This is a genomic window from Citrobacter sp. S-77 (assembly GCF_963864895.1).
GTDB classification, from domain to species: Bacteria; Pseudomonadota; Gammaproteobacteria; order Enterobacterales; family Enterobacteriaceae; genus Citrobacter; species Citrobacter murliniae.
Genome location: NZ_CAWLWU010000002.1, coordinates 1,658,505 through 1,674,689 on the forward strand (window position 1 = coordinate 1,658,505; position 16,185 = coordinate 1,674,689).

At 48.4% G+C, this 16,185-nt stretch carries 17 protein-coding genes; 12 read left to right on the top strand and 5 right to left on the bottom strand.

The features are described 5' to 3' along the window. Positions 1 to 77 precede the first annotated feature (77 nt). Entirely contained in the window at positions 78 to 1,394 is a 1,317-nt protein-coding gene (locus tag AACS05_RS08495) for an anaerobic C4-dicarboxylate transporter family protein (protein ID WP_081918197.1), read from the bottom strand. Positions 1,395 to 1,539: 145 nt separating this feature from the next. Here AACS05_RS08495 and AACS05_RS08500 point away from each other — a divergent pair, with 145 nt between their 5' ends. The 5 genes from AACS05_RS08500 to AACS05_RS08520 all read left to right on the top strand — a co-directional run bounded on the left by AACS05_RS08500 (position 1,540) and on the right by AACS05_RS08520 (position 5,650). Continuing rightward, positions 1,540 to 2,196 (top strand): FadR/GntR family transcriptional regulator, encoded by a 657-nt coding sequence (locus AACS05_RS08500; protein WP_045441477.1) that lies wholly within the window; start codon positions 1,540 to 1,542, stop codon positions 2,194 to 2,196. Between the two features lie 78 nt (positions 2,197 to 2,274). Continuing rightward, the gene (locus AACS05_RS08505) at positions 2,275 to 2,631 is read left to right on the top strand and encodes a YcgJ family protein (RefSeq protein WP_045441478.1); all 357 of its coding nucleotides are present in this window, start codon (positions 2,275 to 2,277) and stop codon (positions 2,629 to 2,631) included. A 186-nt stretch (positions 2,632 to 2,817) separates the two neighbouring features. Continuing rightward, positions 2,818 to 3,525 (top strand): purine-nucleoside phosphorylase, encoded by a 708-nt coding sequence (gene deoD / locus AACS05_RS08510; RefSeq protein ID WP_045441479.1) that lies wholly within the window; start codon positions 2,818 to 2,820, stop codon positions 3,523 to 3,525. 38 nt (positions 3,526 to 3,563) lie between these two features. Then, a complete protein-coding gene (gene tsgA / locus AACS05_RS08515; RefSeq protein WP_045441480.1) occupies positions 3,564 to 4,718 on the top strand; it encodes an MFS transporter TsgA in 1,155 nt (384 codons plus the stop codon). A 95-nt stretch (positions 4,719 to 4,813) separates the two neighbouring features. Then, positions 4,814 to 5,650: a nucleoside-specific channel-forming Tsx family protein gene (locus AACS05_RS08520; RefSeq protein WP_045441481.1), complete on the top strand. Its 837-nt coding sequence runs from the start codon at positions 4,814 to 4,816 to the stop codon at positions 5,648 to 5,650. Positions 5,651 to 5,696: 46 nt separating this feature from the next. On the opposite strand, the gene AACS05_RS08525 is transcribed toward AACS05_RS08520, so the two are convergent. The 4 genes from AACS05_RS08525 to dsbA form a co-directional block, all read right to left on the bottom strand. After that, positions 5,697 to 6,383: a Crp/Fnr family transcriptional regulator gene (locus AACS05_RS08525; RefSeq protein ID WP_045441482.1), complete on the bottom strand. Its 687-nt coding sequence runs from the start codon at positions 6,381 to 6,383 to the stop codon at positions 5,697 to 5,699. A gap of 143 nt (positions 6,384 to 6,526) precedes the next feature. Continuing rightward, entirely contained in the window at positions 6,527 to 6,832 is a 306-nt protein-coding gene (gene cbpM / locus AACS05_RS08530; protein WP_045441483.1) for a chaperone modulator CbpM, read from the bottom strand. Beyond that, complete coding sequence (gene cbpA / locus AACS05_RS08535; protein WP_045441484.1) at positions 6,832 to 7,752, bottom strand: curved DNA-binding protein; 921 nt, start codon at positions 7,750 to 7,752, stop codon at positions 6,832 to 6,834. Before cbpA ends, cbpM begins: the two co-directional genes overlap by 1 nt. A gap of 216 nt (positions 7,753 to 7,968) precedes the next feature. Further along, the gene (dsbA, locus tag AACS05_RS08540) at positions 7,969 to 8,592 is read right to left on the bottom strand and encodes a thiol:disulfide interchange protein DsbA (RefSeq protein WP_045441485.1); all 624 of its coding nucleotides are present in this window, start codon (positions 8,590 to 8,592) and stop codon (positions 7,969 to 7,971) included. A gap of 412 nt (positions 8,593 to 9,004) precedes the next feature. Here dsbA and AACS05_RS08545 point away from each other — a divergent pair, with 412 nt between their 5' ends. The 7 genes from AACS05_RS08545 to AACS05_RS08575 all read left to right on the top strand — a co-directional run bounded on the left by AACS05_RS08545 (position 9,005) and on the right by AACS05_RS08575 (position 16,139). Next, complete coding sequence (locus AACS05_RS08545; RefSeq protein ID WP_045441486.1) at positions 9,005 to 9,367, top strand: hypothetical protein; 363 nt, start codon at positions 9,005 to 9,007, stop codon at positions 9,365 to 9,367. Positions 9,368 to 9,415: 48 nt separating this feature from the next. Further along, the gene (locus AACS05_RS08550; protein WP_045441487.1) at positions 9,416 to 11,296 is read left to right on the top strand and encodes a protein-disulfide reductase DsbD family protein; all 1,881 of its coding nucleotides are present in this window, start codon (positions 9,416 to 9,418) and stop codon (positions 11,294 to 11,296) included. Then, positions 11,293 to 11,916 (top strand): DsbA family protein, encoded by a 624-nt coding sequence (locus AACS05_RS08555; protein WP_045441488.1) that lies wholly within the window; start codon positions 11,293 to 11,295, stop codon positions 11,914 to 11,916. Before AACS05_RS08550 ends, AACS05_RS08555 begins: the two co-directional genes overlap by 4 nt. Beyond that, positions 11,906 to 12,412 (top strand): protein disulfide oxidoreductase, encoded by a 507-nt coding sequence (locus AACS05_RS08560; RefSeq protein ID WP_045441489.1) that lies wholly within the window; start codon positions 11,906 to 11,908, stop codon positions 12,410 to 12,412. The genes AACS05_RS08555 and AACS05_RS08560 overlap by 11 nt, the downstream gene beginning before the upstream one ends. 195 nt (positions 12,413 to 12,607) lie before the next feature. Beyond that, positions 12,608 to 13,360 (top strand): NADH:ubiquinone reductase (Na(+)-transporting) subunit C, encoded by a 753-nt coding sequence (nqrC, locus tag AACS05_RS08565; protein WP_045441490.1) that lies wholly within the window; start codon positions 12,608 to 12,610, stop codon positions 13,358 to 13,360. A 272-nt stretch (positions 13,361 to 13,632) separates the two neighbouring features. Beyond that, a complete protein-coding gene (locus tag AACS05_RS08570; protein ID WP_045441491.1) occupies positions 13,633 to 15,582 on the top strand; it encodes an FTR1 family iron permease in 1,950 nt (649 codons plus the stop codon). A 29-nt stretch (positions 15,583 to 15,611) separates the two neighbouring features. Beyond that, positions 15,612 to 16,139, top strand: coding sequence for an iron transporter (locus AACS05_RS08575; RefSeq protein WP_045441492.1), 528 nt, complete (start codon positions 15,612 to 15,614; stop codon positions 16,137 to 16,139). Positions 16,140 to 16,185 lie beyond the last annotated feature (46 nt).

The following is a 16,185-nucleotide window of genomic DNA, read 5'->3' on the forward strand; positions in this document are numbered from 1 at the left end:
AAATCTAATTACAGGCATCCTCTTCTGTGCTTCATCAGAAGGGGATGCCTTGCAGACTTTCACCAGTCGCTTCGGCGCTACGCCAGTAAATTAGAAATGAGAAAGCAGAAAATGGTTGAGGCGAGAACGGTAACCAGACCTGGTAACATATAGCTGTGATTCACTACATACTTACCAATACGTGTTGTTCCTGTACGGTCGAAAGCAACACAGCCAATCTGCGCTCCCCCCGGAATAATGAATGATCCGCAGGTTACCGGAAGCAAGGCAATTAATGTTTCTGCCGGATATCCCATTAACACACCCGCAGGCAGTAATGCCACAGCCGTCGCTGCCGGACTGTAAATCACAGCGGAAAGACCGAACACAATAATGCCAAACAGCACCGGATTATGAAAACCGTGGAAAGCGGTGTTAAATAATTCGTGCCATGCCTCAAAGAAGGAGTTCATCATCCATGACAGACCAAATATGGCGACCACTCCCACCAGTCCTGCTTTAAATACAGATCCTGAGTCGAGTTTTGAAGGCGAAATTCGGCACACCATCATAATAATACATGCTGTTGTCAGCATAATTATCTGCAACGTTGTCGGGATGCTCATGCGCTCCATCCCGGTACCGTTATTCCACACCGGACGTAATTCAGGAATTGACCCCATAACGACAACCAGGATGATACCGGTAAGGAAAATCAGCAATCCTCTCTTTGCCTCTTTTGTCACCATGCTGGCAGTGCGTTCTTCAGCCTTTATTGACTCAAACTCACCTTCCGCAATCCTGCGCTGAAATTCAGGATCATCTTCGAGTTCATGACCTCGTTTAAAGACAAACAAACAGCCAACAAGACAGCCAAGAAATGTGCCGGGGACTGTGACAGACAGGATATCCAAAGCCGATACATGTAATCCGGCAAGAACGGCGATTGTTCCGGTAACGACTGCACTTACCGGGCTGGCAATGAGACCGAAATTAGCGGCAATAACTGACATCGACATTGCTCGCTCTGGCCGAACCCTGGCATCGGCTGCAATTTCTGCAATCACCGGATAAACGGAAAAAGCGACATATCCTGTCCCGCAAATAGCGGTAAAAAGGTAAGCAACAGCAGGGCCCAGAAAGGTTATTGCACCTGGCCATTTCCTTAGGATCCGCTCCGCCATAGTAACAAATAAATCAAGACCGCCAGCTGCCTGAAGAATAGTGATACACGTGATAACAGCCAGAATGATGGAGATGACTGTTATCGGAGGAGAATCGGGGGGGAGTCCAAATCCAAAAGTCAGGATTGCCAGTCCTAACCCACCCGCAGCACCCAAACCAATCCCGCCAAAACGCCCGCCTATACCAATACATGTAAGAACTATCGCAAACTGAGTTACGAATAACATCATAATTAATTCCTTTTTATTAACAAATAGCTTAATATAATTTGAATAATAAGGGGTTATAATCTTATCATAACAATAAAATAATTAACTCAACTTATTGTATTATTTATACTTACGATTGTTTCGGTACCTTAATCTGAGAGTGTATATGGATAAGAAAAACGAACTATTTGAAAATATTAAAAATTATCTGCTTGATGATGCAAACCGAGATGCTGATGGACGTATCGAAACAGAAACTGAACTTGCAATTCGTTTTAATACATCAAGATATAAAGTTCGCCAGGCGCTCGGGACGCTTGTGCAAATGGGAATGCTTGAGCGCGCTCCCCGACGGGGTAGTGTGTTAAAAAATGTGGGTTCTCATAACATAAATAACCAACTGTTGATGCAGTTTGACCTGTCCGGGTTTGATATCTCAGAGTTTACTGAGGCAAGGATCTTAATCGAGTGCGCTATCATTCCTCTGGCAACGCGAAGAATTTTTCCAGCAATGCTGTCAAAACTTGAAAACGAACTCCGGTTTATTGAGGAAAACGCTGACAATCCGCAGGAAGCTGACCGTCATGACAGGGATTTTCATTTACTCCTGCTACAGGCGAGTGGCAATCGTGTCCTGCAGGTTTTTTCTGACGTTCTGATTACCTACTTTGAAAAAACCAGAGAGTCATTACCCGCCAACGACCGCCAGTATTTCATTGATACAGCGACGAAACAAAGAGAGATCCTGGCGCATATTAAAAAGGGTGATGCACAGGCCGCCTCGGAGTTGATGAGAGCGCATTTACTGGAAAAGCGACTGTAAATATTACGCCCGGGTGTCATTCCGTTCGGATGAGAGAAGCAGGCAAAAGCGGCTGGCGAAGAATATAAGGAGAGAAAGATGATAAAAGTGTTGGGCCTGCTGGCAGTGAGTGTTCTGTCATTGCCAGTGAACGCAGCGACAGTTGAGCCATACAGTCCGGCCCCGGGCGTGCTGTGTGATAAATCGATCTGTGCCAATAAGCACGGTATATCGGTGGCGCTGACCACCAGGTATGTCGGCAAGAAGCAGGGCGAAAAGCTGGCAGCGGCCGGGCAATTTGATACAACCGCTTTTACATTCCGGGGCGGTCTGTTTTGTGACACCAATGAGCGTCTGTGCCGGGACGATCGCTATTTTGGTCCGGACGGTAAGCGTAGCGGAAAAGTGAACCCCCATTATACCGCGTTACTGTTTGGTCACGCTGATAAGCCCTGATATGACATGATGTCCCCCCGTGACTGTCGCGCGGGGTGGCGGTGTTTTCCCCGGACGGCAACGCAACAACAATAACTCTCAAAAATGAGAGGCCGATCCTCTCAGCAGGACTTTTGTCCTCAATTCTCTGCATACGTCTGGTTACAATCCCTGCATATCTTCAATATAAATGATTCAGGAATTGTTATGACTGCACATATTAATGCCAAACCGGGTGATTTTGCTTCAACTGTTATTATGCCTGGTGATCCGTTACGCGCTAAGTTTATTGCTGAAAATTACCTGGTAGATTATCGGGAAGTTACCAACGTGCGCAATATGCTGGGTTATACCGGATACTATTTCGGACAACCTGTTTCAGTAATGGGTCACGGTATGGGAATACCGTCGATGACGTTATATGCACATGAGCTGGTACATGATTTTGGTGTCCAGAGAATTATTCGGGTGGGTAGTCTGGGGGCAACACAGCATCATATTAAAATGCGCGATATTATTCTTGCCGTCGCAGCCGGAACGGACTCAGTCACGAATCTGAAACGTAGTTCTGGCTATACAATGGCAACGTCGGCACACTTCCCATTATTACAACAAGCATGGGTTCTGGCGCAAAAAGCGGGCATTGATATCAAAGTCGGAAATGTTTTCAGTGGCGATCTTTATTACGATCCTGATGATAATTTAATTCCTGCACTGGAGAAGTTTGGTGTTCTGGGAGTCGATATGGAAGTGGCTGGATTGTATGCCTTAGCACATCAGTTTGGGATTGAGGCGCTGGCGATTTTAACAGTGTCTGATCACTGCCTGACGGGAGAAGAAACGACTGCGGAGGAACGGCAATTAACCTTTAATAATATGATTGAGCTGGCACTGAATACAGCAGTTACAGCTTAGCGAAGAAATTTTATTGAACCAATCAGGGATGTCTTTATATGAAGAATAAAATAGCACTTACGCTGATTAGTTTTCTGGCAAATTTTATTATGGCAGGGTTTGCCAGTCAGTTTGGTATGCTGATTGAACCGATTGCAATGCGTTACAATGCCGATGTGAATGCTGTCGCATCCATTTTTTCGTTACTGAACGGAGGGGCATTAGCGGGCACGATCGCCGCTTTTTTCCTGATTGAAAAAGTCGGTGTAAAACGTATGACGTTAATTATCTATTCGATAGTTTTCCTGTGCGCACTGACAATGCATTTAAGTAGTGGTTTATGGCCAGTGATGGTCGCTATGACCCTCGTCGGTTTTTGTGGCGGTATTGGCTTATGCGTGGCAGGTACGATCGTGGTTTCTGTCTGGCAGGATCGTATTCAGAGTACGATGCTGGTGGTACAGGATGCTACGTTTAACGTTGCGGGGGTGGTTTTCCCGTTGATTACGACCTTCGCGCTAACCCACAATATGTCATGGAGTTACAGCTACCTTAGCGTTGGTATGGTGGCCTTACTGACCCTTGGGATTGTGGCACTAACTCGCTTTGCAGCTTGCGAAACAACACATGTTTCTGGCCAGACAGAAGCGGTGAAGTCAGAGTGGAATCCTGGGATTATCAGCGGTGGGATTGGTCTGTTTTTAGGTATGTTGGCGCTTTATACCTTCCTGACATGGGCACCTCTGTTTGTTAAGAATAAATTTGGTATTCCATTTGAAGAAGCCGGAAATATTATTACTCAGTATTGGGGGGCCGCACTGGTCGGCGCGTTAGTGTCAACCGGGATTGTTGCCCGCGTGAAGATACATTATTTCCTGTTAAGTATTATTTTGCTGGCTTGTATTATCACTACGATCATTGTAACGAAGAAAGATATTTCAGGGTTAGATTATCTGGCCTACAGTTATGGCTTTGTGTGTGCCGCACTGTATAACTCCTTTATTGCTTACGGTGTTTCTTTTGTGAAGCGTGCAAGTAGCCAGAACGTTTCTTACATTTTAATTAGCGGTAGTGCAGGAGCAATGTTTAGCCCGGCAATCAGCGCGGTAATGGAAAAAACGATGGGATTGCAAAAAATTATGTACGCAATACCAGTATTGTATTTGGTTATTTTTATCATGTTGCTGGGAACACTGAAGCTCAAACGTCAATAATTATTGCAAAACACTTACCTTACTCTAATTAAGAACTATCGCCACACAACTATTCTGTGTGTGGCGCCGTTCAATCTTTCTCAAAGGAATTGAATATGTTGCGGAAAAATATATCAATGATTAAAAATCTGGTAGTTGGTGCTGTTATGAGTATGGGGTGTGCCCATGCTGTTGCTGCTGATTATACTGATGGCAATATTCGGAAGAATGATTTCAACTGGATGCAGATGAATTTAATGCAAAGCGTTGATGCTAAGGTTCCTTATGGCATTCGCAACGACACGTATCTTGAACTGGAATTTGGTGCTCGCTCTGGTATTGTCGATCTTTATGGTTACGTTGATTTCTTTGATGTTTTTGATAGCAAGCATGACGATCGTCACGGTGGTGATAACTTTTTTGCCAAAATATCACCGCGTTTTTCACTTGATGCCATCTTTAACAGAGATTTATCTGTTGGCCCGTTTAACGAATTCTATATCTCAACCGTGAACAACATTGGTGACCGGGAATTATTCGAACATTATATCGGCCTGGGAACAGATGTTAAGGTACCGTGGTTCGGTATGGTGGGGATGAACCTCTACGCTCACTACGTTCGTGAAAACTATGGTGCAGATAACGAAGGTAAGTGGGATGGCTACATGTTTTCAACAAACTGGTCGACGCCGTTTTATCATTTCGCCAATGGCAGCTATTTAAACTATCAGGGGTACTTTGACTACCAGTTTGCTGCCAATAAGATTGCTGATCAGGCGTTGTACAGCAACAATGCGATTGAATGGTATAACGGCATTTACTGGCATTCAGAGCACTACGCAGTGGGTTACGGATTGAAGTATTTCCGTAATATGGCATTGATGGAAAATCACGGCGGAGCAGGGCGTACAACGGGTATCGGCCATTACTTCAGCCTTACCTATAAGTTCTAATTGTTGTTGACGGACACGCCAACATTTCGGATCCGGTGTTGGTGTGTCAGTCGATGATGTCGTTTCCCAGAAATTGCCGTAGCCCATCCAGATCTTTGATTTCCAGGCCTTGCTTTGTTTGCGTTACCAGGCCTGCATCAGTAAGTGCTTTAACCGCCCGTCGGTAGACCCGGTCGGTAGTGCCGAATCGCTCAGCTTCCTGATATTTTTTACTGAAACCATCCATGGGTTGCTTGTTTTGATGCTGTCGATAAAGATCGTAAGCCACGTTATGCACGATCGGATAGAGCATCCGGTGCAGGAAAATTTCCAGCATATCCTGGTAGTCGACAGCCATTGCGCTGGCGAAGAAGATTGCCAGTCTGGGGTGCTGATTTAACGCTTCTTCCAGCCGATCGCAACTACATACCGCAACGGTGAGCGGCTCTTCGGCCACAATATCAAGCTGGCAGCGATAGCCCGTAAAGAACTCCATCTCACCAAAAAGTTGTTCGTCACACTCCATCGCGCCAAGTTGAAAACGGCGACCATTCTCAGCGCTGTAACGCAGAGAGATTCTTCCTGATTGCACCATAATCAGACGGTCGACAACCTGCCCCTGATGATAGAGATACTCATCCTCATGAATGAGCTGTGTCTCTGATAGCAGTTCCTGGAATGTCTTCTCGATAAAGGCATCATCTTGCTGCCAGATGTTATGAAAACGGCCTTTTGTGAGTGGTTTAAGCTGCATGGCTCAACGTCTTATGCTTTAGGATAATTCTTACCTCAGAATGTATGCTATCTGCCGGTTAATGTCATTAACGCTGGGGTGGGACTGACGGGAGAAAAAAGGGGCAGAGCGATGCTGCCCCCTGGTGACTGGCAATAAATGCGTCATGGATGAGAGATAAAGCGGGACAGACGCTGTCTCAGCAAGCGGTTTTCCTGTCGTAAATGTGCGTTCTCTTCCAGTAATGTCAACGCAACGGCTATTCCTGGCCAGTCAAGCTCCAGCTCCTGACGCAGGCGCAAAGCGCGCTGCACAACGGCCAGGGCATGATCGTCAAACTGCCAGTGGGCAGTCTCGTCTTCACGGGGTTCTATTACCCCTAAACCGACAATCTCATTAAGTTCCTCTGCAGAAACGCCGGTGTGCAGACAAAACTCGGTAATAGTAAAGGTGACGGTAACGTTAGCCATTATGCTTTCCCCCACTCTTTGCGCGGATCAAAGGACTTCTGTGCCTCTGCCAGCTGTTGCCACAGTGCGGCGCTGTAGTCGTCAGGTTTTGGTGGCATCACGATTTTGATCACCGCATACAGGTCGCCGGTATGTTTTTTGCTTACCAACCCCTTGCCCTTAATTCGTAAACGCTGCCCGGCCTGGCTACCAGGTGGGATAGTCAGCAGAATGCTCTCTTTGAGGGTGGGTACGGTAACTTTCGCGCCCAAAGCGGCTTCCCACGGGGCGAGGGGAACGACAATTTCCAGATCCTGATTAACAATGTCAAACAGCGGATGAGGCGCAATATGAATGACCAGCCATAAATCGCCGTTCGGTCCACCGTTTTCACCGGGAGTACCCTGGCCTTTCAAACGAATGCGTTGGCCGTTACCCACGCCGGCCGGAATTTTCACGTTCAGCGTTTTCGGAATTTCGCGCTCTACCAGACCAAAAGCATTGTATACCGGCAGGCTGTAACTGATGGTACGGCTATGCTCAGCAAGCGTTTCTTCGAGGAAAACGGCAACTTCGATTTCGATATCGTGACCCCGACTGGCATGACGCTGCCGTGAATGGTGAGCATGCTTGCCAAAAATAGAGGAGAAAATGTCGTCGAAGTCTTCAGCATTGTAATTCTGTCCATCGCCCTGCTGGAACTGACGGTTGAACTGCGGGTCGTTGCGGTGCTGCCACAACTGATCGTACTCGGCTCTACGTTGTTCATCGCTCAGTACTTCCCATGCTTCAGCAACTTCTTTAAAACGGGCTTCGGCATCAGATTCTTTACTGACATCGGGATGGTATTTGCGGGCGAGTCGACGATAGGCGGTCTTGATTGTCTTGAGATCGTCCGTCGGTTTCACGCCCATGATGGCGTAATAATCCTTTAATTCCATAGCGCTCTCTCGTGTAAATCAACACATAGAAGAAGGATACCTCTGGGGAAAGGCATCTACCAATAAGTTTAGGGTAATCCTCATAAGGGTGAATGCCAACCATGACATGAAAGGAGGAGAAGACGATATGACAAGGAACAGGCATTACACCACCAACAGTCACCAGAGAGGGGCTGGATCCTGTTGTGTGGTGCGTATAACGGTATTAACTCAACATCAGGGGCGGGAAATAAGATACTGGACAGTGTCAGCGTAGCTCTGCACAAAAGAATTTACGTCATCTGAATTTAATCCTTTAGGATTAATCATATATTTACCCTTGATAAAGATTGCGGGTACGCCTTTTAAATCTACAGCTTTAGCCAGCTCTTGTTGTTTGGCTGTCAATGATTTCACGGCAAAACTATTCCATGCTGCGTCATAATCACTGGCACTCACACCGGCGTTGATAAATATATTGCGAATATCGTCCGCTGTTTTAATGGTTTGTTTTTTCTGAACGGCATCAAACAGTAAAGGTTTGACTTTATCTTCCACGTTTAACAACATGGCAACTGACCAGGCATGCGTCATGTCTGGTCCCAGAGGACCTAAAAAGTCGACATGATACTCGGTGAGTTTGACATCAGCGGGCAAGACTTTTTTCACGTTATCAGTCACTTTGAAAACTTCATCATACTGATAGCAGGAGGGACAATAGAAGGAGAAAAACTTCAGTGCTGCTGGTGCTGCAGGTACGGGTTTCTCCAGTGAGATGAACTGCTTGCCATCGGTAAATGATGCGGCTTGAGTGCTAACGGTAAAAAGTAAGCCGATCAGGGGTAATAAATATTTTTTCATTTCCATATACTCTGAATAACATTTAACAAACAAAGCGTTTTTATAATGGACAAGATATTGGTCCGTTTAATTATAATATTGTTTTTATTGAGGAAATGCTCCAGTCCTTACTTTCATTTACGCATCAATACGCGAAAGTACATTTTTAATATTTTCTTATAATCTATCACGGGGTTTTCTCGGAGATGCCTCGAAAATAATGAATAATACCTGTGGTGATATTTTCATGTTGTTTCATTAGAGGTGCCATTTTTGATTGTGAAATTATTGCTGGCATTGATTATTATTTCGTGGCCGGGTGTGATAATGAACAGCAGATGTTAATCTCCGGTACCGACATAACTTTACAGCGTAAAGGTTGCCAAAACCTCACCAGTGGCTAAGATAACTCGCGTCAATCAGTGAGGGTATAATGGCGAAACGTCAACGGATGGGATGGTGGTTCCTCTGCCTGGCATGTGTTGTGGTGATAGTTTGCACCGCGCAACGCATGGCGGGTCTGCATGCGTTGCAGATGAATACCGCCGCCACTGCTGTCGTCGCGAGCGCGCAAACGGATACCGATGACGCCTCACCCGTTACCCCTTGTGAATTGAGCGCGAAGTCGTTACTGGCGTCGCCGCCTGTGCTGTTTGAAGGGGCGATTCTGGTGCTATGCCTGCTTCTGTCGCTGTTAGCGCCAGTGCGGGCTTTTCGTCTGCCTTTTTTCCCACCGCGAGCCATCTCGCCGCCCACGCTTAGGGTTCATCTCAGATTCTGTGTCTTCCGTGAATGACCAAACCGTTGTTGCTGACTGTTAGATAATCATTCACGGAGAAAAAATATGATGACTGTTTTCAGGCAGGCGCTGTTCTGTCTGTTATTGCTATGGCTGCCCGTATCCTGGGCGGCTGACATCGGCTGGCTGCGTTCACCCGATAACGACCATGCCAGCGTCCGGCTGCGTGCCGATACATCTGCTGAAGGGCAAGCCCGTCTACTGCTGGATGTGAAGCTGGAAGATGGCTGGAAAACCTACTGGCGTTCGCCGGGAGAGGGGGGTGTCGCGCCATCTGTCACCTGGAAAGGTGAAATGCCCGCAGTGGATTGGTTCTGGCCAACGCCTGCGCGCTTTGAGGTCGCCAATATCACTACCCAGGGGTATCACGATAAGGTGACATTCCCGATGGTGGTACACGGCACGCTGCCAGCCACGATCAATGGCGTATTGACGCTATCAACGTGCAGCAATGTCTGCCTGCTGACGGATTTTCCTTTTTCCGTAACACCTTCTGTTCAGGATCCGACATTTGCGCATGATTATGCCCAGGCAATGGGGCAGATCCCGCTTGCCAGCGGCCTGACAGATACGCTCAGCGCAGGGGCGCGGGCTGGAGAGTTGGTGGTCGAAGCGCACCGCGCGGGAGGCTGGTCCAAGCCCGGACTTTATCTGGATACCGTCGATGATGTGGATTTCGGTATGCCGCAAATCCGCATTGATGGAGACACGCTGCTGGCGACAGTACCTGTCCATGACAGTTGGGGAGAAGGCGCACCGGATTTACGCGGCAAGTTGGTCACGCTGGTCCTGGCCGATAATGGCGTTGCGCAGGAAAGTCGGCTTGCTATTGGAGATGCTCCGGCTGCGGATACCGCCGCGCCTGCGATGTGGAAGGTGGTTGCGATGGCGCTGCTGGGTGGTCTGATCCTGAATCTGATGCCCTGTGTGCTACCGGTTTTGGGCATGAAGCTGGGTTCAATTTTGCTTGTCGAAGAGAAAAGTCGTCGTCAGGTTCGCCGTCAGTTTCTGGCGTCGGTGGCCGGAATTCTGGTCTCATTTATGGCCCTGGCATTGCTGATGACGGTACTGCGTATGACCAATCAGGCACTCGGCTGGGGGATCCAGTTCCAGAACCCGTGGTTTATTGGCGTTATGGTGCTGGTAATGCTGGCGTTTAGCGCCAGTCTGTTCGGATTGTTTGAATTCCGGCTTCCTTCCACAATGACAACCACGCTGGCTACTCGCGGTGGCAACGGTCTGGCAGGGCATTTCTGGCAGGGCGCTTTTGCTACGCTGCTCGCCACGCCGTGCAGTGCACCGTTTCTCGGGACCGCGGTAGCGGTGGCGCTTACGGCTTCACTTCCAACGCTATGGGGACTTTTTCTCGCACTGGGGCTGGGCATGAGCTTGCCATGGCTGTTGGTGGCTCTCCGACCGGGTCTGGCATTGCGGTTACCACGTCCGGGGCGCTGGATGAACATCCTGCGACGTCTTCTGGGGGGGATGATGCTCGGTTCTGCTATCTGGCTGGCAACGTTACTGCTCCCGCATCTGGGTGTTTTCACACAAAGTGCAGTGAAAGAGAGTGTGAACTGGCAACCGCTTAGCGAGCAGGCCATCGACGATGCGCTTGCCCAGCATAAGCGCGTATTCGTTGATGTAACGGCCGACTGGTGCATTACCTGTAAGGTAAATAAATACAACGTATTGCATAAAGAAGACGTCCAGGCCGCACTGCAACAGCCTGATGTAGTGGCGTTACGCGGCGACTGGACGCTGCCTTCTGAAGCCATCACCGCATTTCTGAAAAAACGTGGCCAGGTTGCTGTGCCGTTTAACCAAATTTATGGCCCCGGTCTGCCGGAAGGTCAGGCGTTGCCAACATTGTTAACCCGCGAGGCGGTGTTAAAAACACTGGCAGATGCCAAAGGAGTCAATCCATGAAGATCCTGATTGGTTTGCTGTTAGCCCTGTTTTCAACCGTCAGCTTAGCGAAAGAGCCTGCACCGTTTACACCGGAACAGGAAAAGCAAATTGAAGCGCTCATTCAGGAAGCGCTGTTTAACGATCCTGACAGCCCGCATATTGGTACAAAGCAGGCGAAACTGACGCTGATAAACTTCACCGATTACAACTGTCCGTACTGCAAGCAACTGGATCCTATGCTGGTAAAAATTGTGCAAAAGTATCCTGATGTGGCGGTGGTGATTAAACCGCTGCCGTTTAAAGGGGAAAGCTCCGTACTGTCGGCGCGGACTGCGCTGACAACGTGGCGCGAGCATCCGCAGCAGTTTCTGGCGCTGCATGAAAAACTGATGCAGAAGAGGGGCTACCACACGGCTGCCAGTATTAAGCAGGCGCAGGAAAAAGCCGCAGCCACTCCGGTAAATCTGGATGATAAAAGTTCAGAGACACTGAGCACTAACCTGCAACTGGCGCGGCTGGTGGGTGTGCGGGGAACGCCGGCTACGATAATTGGTGATGAGCTTATACCAGGCGCTGTGTCGTGGGAAACGCTTGAAGAAGTGGTCAAAGAAAAACTGGCGGCTGCCAATGAGCGGTAAACTGCGTCGTTGGCTGCGCGAAGGGCTGATCTTACTGGCGTTGTTAGCCGGGGCGATGCTGCTGATGGATGTATGGCGCGCGCCTCAACTGCCAGCATCGTTTGACAGTACGCCTTTGCAGACGCTGGATGGCGAAACCGTCACCCTCGCCGCACTCAGTAATGAGGAGCCGGTGCTGATCTATTTCTGGGCAAGCTGGTGTGGTGTGTGTCGCTTCACCACGCCGGAAGTCGCCAGGCTGCGATCAGAAGGGGAAAACATTATGACCATCGCGCTACGTTCCGGCAGCGAAGCGGATGTTGCTCACTGGCTGTCGCGCAAAGGTGTGGCATTTCCGGTTATTAACGATGCTGAGGGCACAATATCCCGCAGTTGGGATATTAGCGTCACTCCCACGCTAGTGGTGATGTCGCAAGGTCGTGTGGTATCGACAACCAGTGGCTGGACCAGCTACTGGGGGATGAAGATACGGCTGTGGTGGGCGAAAACGTGGTGATTTTTGTGCCGGGGAAACCCGGCATTTTTTATACGATAAAATGGCAGTAAAAACATGTTGTTCTGATATTAAAGCTCAAAGCTATATCGTAATGATTATATAGTTTTCATCGCTTCTGTAGTTGCAAATCTACAAAGGTAATGGCATACCTGAAGGCGTTTTAAATATCTTATTTCTTACAGGGATTATAGAAGAATGCACAAGGGTAAAGTTATTGTTGCATCAATGATGGTGTTTTGTGTCCTTATTTTTATTGCCGCTATTGCCTGGTTTATGGTGTTCCAGGGGGAAGTCACCGAACCGACCAGTGAAGAGAAAAATGCCGCCATTCTGCATGCTGCGGGCTTGCTAAAATCAGATGCACAGGATGAAAAAACTATAAATAATTTATTTCAACGTTATATTTTAGCGCGAAAGGTCAATCTGGATTCCGGGGAGTGGGTAGCTGACGATGCCATAACGCAAGGATGTAAGAAGCTCGCTCCGGAGCATGATCCCGCCAGGATCCACCAGCGCTGCGTAATTGCAGATGTTTATCTGGTGAAAAATAAAAACAATAAAATTCAACAAATTATAATTCCTGTTTTCGGTAAAGGGGCGAAGTCTATGATGCACGCCTTCCTTGCTCTTGACCTTGACGGGCGTACAGTTAAAAACCTGTATTACTACCAGCAGCGGGAAACTCCTTTTTTGGGGGCCAGAGTGGAAGATGAGAACTGGCGTAAACAATGGCCGGGTAAAAAAGTGGTTGATAATAACGGGAAGCCGGCGCTGAGAATAATTCAGGAAAAACCAGAGCATATCGATGAATATACGGTAGATGGTATTTCTGGTGCGACTCTGACATCGACGGGGGTAGAGAAAAGTATTAACTACTGGACAGGCGAACAGGGTTATGGTCGTTTTCTACAACGTATTACTCGTGATCCTGATATAATGATGCCCTGACACTTTTTGTTTTAAATAACGTTTTCCCTCATGCCCGCTGTCGGCTTCATTTGTGTCAGCGAGTATGGGGGAACGCTATTCTGCACGGTGTATAAATACTCCTGAATTAACGGCTTCATTAATAAATCCTGCCAGCCTCAACTTCGTATCCATCACATTTTTATGAAATAAATTTACATAACTTGTCACCCGTTGACATTTTTATGATCCAGGTCATGTACAACGCAGTCAAAAATCGATAATGATAATAATTATCATTTGTGTTTTACGGGATGCGTACCGTGCGTAAGTTCTGCTCTTTCCTGCTGTTCACTTTGTGTGGCTTGCTTGTAAGCCTTCACGTATGGGCTGCAACAAACTATGCCCCGTTTATTGAGGATGTCGAGCAACGTCTTGATAAAACGGCAGAACTTTACTCTCAACAGCAAACTGATGAAGCGCGTCGCACGGTGCAAATGGCCTACTTTGAGGTATTCGAAAACCTTGAAGGTCCGATTCGTATCAACATTTCCGCCAGCAAGAGTTATGAGATGGAAAGCGCTTTCGGTGAGATCCGTCGCATGATTGGCGAAAAAAAATCTCTCTCTGACGTGCAGGCTAAAATCGACTGGCTGAAGGCATCGCTGCGTGAAGTTGAACCTGTGCTGGATGGCGGGCATCGCCTGGTTGCCGAAGAGCAGCACAATGCGTTTTCCAGAACCGATATCGCCGTACACTGGCAAGAGAGTTTCCGCACTATCGACGATTTGCTGGCCCAGGCAGTAAATAACTATCAGGCCGGGAATCTCAGCGTTGCCAGTCAGCACGTTCAACAGGCGCACTATCAGGGTTTTAAAAACTCAGAGATGGAAATGTCGATCAGACAGAATCGATCGGCAAAAGACGCAGCAGCGATTAATCAGCAATTTTCTGCGCTGATTGCGCTCACCACGCAGCCGGATCACCTCAATGATGTTTCTTATCAGGTCACAACGTTGTTACAGGATATTGAGGATCTTCTGCCCGGTCTGCCCACTACCCGTGACGAACAGCAGGTTGCAGCGTCGCAAAATACGGGTAACGCTCCAGCGGCAGAGGATGACAAAGCGCGCGCAGACTGGGCTGCGGTGTCGATGGGTATCAATCAAAGTATTCAGGAAGCGATTGCCCGCTATCAAGGGGGCGATGCGAAGAATGCCATTCTGGATGTGCAGGACAGTTACTTTGACCGCTTTGAAGCCAGCGGTATGGAAAACAAAATAGGCTCCCGTGACTCAGCGTTTAAAACCACGCTGGAGGCTTACTTTACGCGTCTGGTTAGCCTGATGAAAGCGGGTCAGCCAGTGGAAAGGCTCAACGCAGAAGCCAGCGCACTGGAGCAGGATCTACAAAAAGCGGTGGCGATGTTGGGAGAAGGCGAAGAGACCCAGTGGAGCCTGCTGCTCTATAGCCTGATGATCATTGTTCGCGAAGGGCTGGAAGCACTGCTTATTGTGGCGGCTATCGTGGCCTATATGGTGAAAAACAATCACCAGGATAAGTTACCGCTTATTCGTCAGTCGGTGATTGTCGCGCTGATCGCCAGCGTCATTACCGCTGTGATATTCCAGCTTCTGTTCACTAATTCTGGCGCCAGTCGTGAATTGCTCGAAGGCATAACGATGCTGATTGCCGTCGTCATGCTGTTCTTCATGAGCTACTGGTTACTGTCTAAGGTCGAAGCACGCCACTGGAAAGCCTGGCTGGAAGGAAAGCTGTCCCACTCACTTTCCCGTGGTTCACTGGTTGGACTGTGGCTGACCAGCTTCCTGGCTGTTTATCGCGAAGGGGCGGAAACCGTGCTGTTTTACTACGCCCTGGTCGGGGATGCGAATGATGTTTCCGGCCATATGGCGATTGCTGCAGGTTTTGTTATCGGCTGTGTTGTTCTGCTGGCCGCCTGGTTGCTCATGCGCTACTCGGTAGTACGCCTGCCGTTGAAGCCGTTCTTTATGTTTACCGGCAGTTTTATGTACCTGATGGCCTTTGTGTTTGCGGGCAAAGGGGTTCTGGAACTGGTGGAAGGCAAACTGTTCCAGCCGACGTTGATTAACGGCTTCCCTGAAATCAGCTGGTTGGGAATTTATCCCTACATGGAAACGTTATTACCGCAGGCCGTATTGCTGCTTGCAGCGCTGGTGGCGCTGTGGGTGATGCGGCGGAAAAGCACAGTCCCTGGGGAAACGATAAAAAATAATCTATAGCTGTTATTTAAGACGAGAGGATATGTCTGATGACCATGAAGAAAACCCTGATTGCCAGTGCAGTGATGGCCAGTATTTTCACTGCTCCGGCTGCGTTTGCCTTTAAGGAGTATCCGGCAGGCGAGCCTGTCACCATGAATGAGATGGAACTGGCTGCTGTCTATCTGCAGCCGATCGATATGGAGCCGCGCGGCATGGGGTTACCGGCAGCAAAAGCCGATATTCACCTTGAGGCGGATATTCACGCAGTGGAAGGCAGTAAAAATGGTTTCGGCGCAGGCGAATGGATCCCTTATCTGACCATCAGTTACACCTTAATTAACAGTGATACAGGTGAAAAACAAGAAGGTACCTTCATGCCGATGGTTGCCAGCGATGGTCCTCATTACGGCGCGAACATCAAAATGATGGGTGTGGGTAACTACAAAGTGACCTATCACATCGAACCACCGTCAAAAGCAGGTATGCACCGTCACACAGACAGTGATACGGGTGTTGGTCGCTGGTGGAAGCCATTTGATGTGAGCTATGAATTTAAATACGTTGGCCTGAACTAAGCGCTTTTCCCATCAGGCTGCTTTATTTGCCATTTTGGACCGGGCA